This is a genomic window from Castellaniella sp., from assembly GCF_004321985.1.
Taxonomy (GTDB): domain Bacteria; phylum Pseudomonadota; class Gammaproteobacteria; order Burkholderiales; family Burkholderiaceae_B; genus Castellaniella.
The window spans coordinates 1-1,465 of the sequence record NZ_SCQN01000049.1; the positions used below are offsets into that span (position 1 = coordinate 1).

Below are 1,465 nucleotides of genomic sequence, written 5' to 3' on the forward strand. Positions count from 1 at the left end.
GGTTCTTTGAACTCCGTGTCCCAAGACACTAGGGTGCGGACTCACTAAAGCCACCAGATGACGGTAGCGGCGAGGCTGATGGCGGCCATGAAGTTTTTGATGTTCCGGTCGAATCGGGTTGCGATGCGTCGCCAGTCCTTGAAGCGGCAGAACATGCGTTCGACGACGTTGCGCTGTTTGTAGATCGCGCGGTCATAGTCGTATTGGATCTTGCGGTTCTTGCGGGGCGGAATGACGGGCTCGGTGCCACGCTCGACCAGCCATTCTCGTAGCGCCTGGCTATCATATCCCTTGTCGGCGACAAGTTCGGCAGAGGGTGGCATCGCACCGATGCAGAACTGCGCAACCTTGCAATCGTGCACGTTTCCGGGTGTCAGGAGCAAGACGCAGGGGCGGCCCTTCTCGTCGCAGACGGCGTGGAGCTTGGTGTTTCGTCCGCCTTTCGTGCGGCCGATACCATGAGCCAGGGCCCCCCTTTTCCGCCGCCCGCACAGCGGTGGACCTTGATGCAACTGCTATCGATGAACAGCCGGTCCGGCGCATCTCCCGCCCCTGCCAGCGCACTGAAGATGTTTTCCCAAATGCCGCGCTCTGCCCAGCGGACAAACCGATTATAGAGCGTCTTCTTGGGTCCATAGACATCGGCGCAGTCGGCCCAACGCCCCCCGCAACGAAGAGCATGAACGATCCCACTCAACACACGGCGATCATCCACGCGAGGCTTGCCGCGCACGTCGGTCGGAAGCAGCGGCTCGATCCGCGCCCACTGTGTATCGGAAAACCAAAAGAAATCAGCCATATCGATACCTCCTCGATGACGCACTGAATCACGATCCAGCGACCGTGGAAATACCGTTATTGGGTCCGCACCCTAGGCTGTTTGCGGGGAGCGGTGTCCCCGGAGGACCAGACGATGCTTCCTTTGTTCGATATGCTGACGCAGGCGCAGAACGGCCAGGGCATGGAATTGCTGGCCAAGCAGTTCAACCTGTCGCAACAGCAGACGCAGCTTGCGGTGGAGGCGCTGCTTCCGGCGTTTTCGCAAGGACTGAAACGCAATACGGCCGATCCGTCCGGACTGGGCTCTTTCCTGTCGGCCATGGCCAGCGGCGACCACGCCAAATATTTCGAAAACGCCGGCAATGCCTTTTCCGCGCAGGGCGTGAGCCAGGGCAACGACGTGCTCGGCCAGTTGTTCGGCTCGAAGGACCTTTCGCGCGCCGTGGCGGCGCAGGCCGCGCAGGCGACCGGCATCGGCCAGCAGGTTTTACAGCAGATGCTGCCGGTCATCGCTTCGATGGTCATGGGCGGCCTGTTCAAGCAATCCACCAACCAGATGCCGGCTGCGGCAGCGGCCGGCGCGGGCAACAACCCGTTGGCCGAGATCATCGAGCAGATGATGAAGCAGGGCGGGCTTGGCGGTATGCTGGGAGGCCAACCAGCCTCGCCGCAGCAACAGGCGCCA

2 protein-coding genes are annotated in these 1,465 nt (G+C 61.6%); one reads left to right on the plus strand and one right to left on the minus strand.

What is annotated here, in order from left to right; genetic code table 11:
* Positions 1-44 precede the first annotated feature (44 nt).
* A protein-coding gene (locus EPN31_RS13735; protein WP_291774190.1) for an IS5 family transposase occupies positions 45-799 on the minus strand; the annotation gives its coding sequence in 2 pieces (ribosomal slippage) (positions 45-466 and positions 466-799; 756 coding nt in all).
* Between the two features lie 114 nt (positions 800-913).
* On the opposite strand from EPN31_RS13735, the gene EPN31_RS13740 reads away from it, so the two are divergent.
* A partial coding sequence (locus tag EPN31_RS13740; protein WP_291774192.1) for a DUF937 domain-containing protein occupies positions 914-1,465 on the plus strand: 552 nt, incomplete at its 3' end.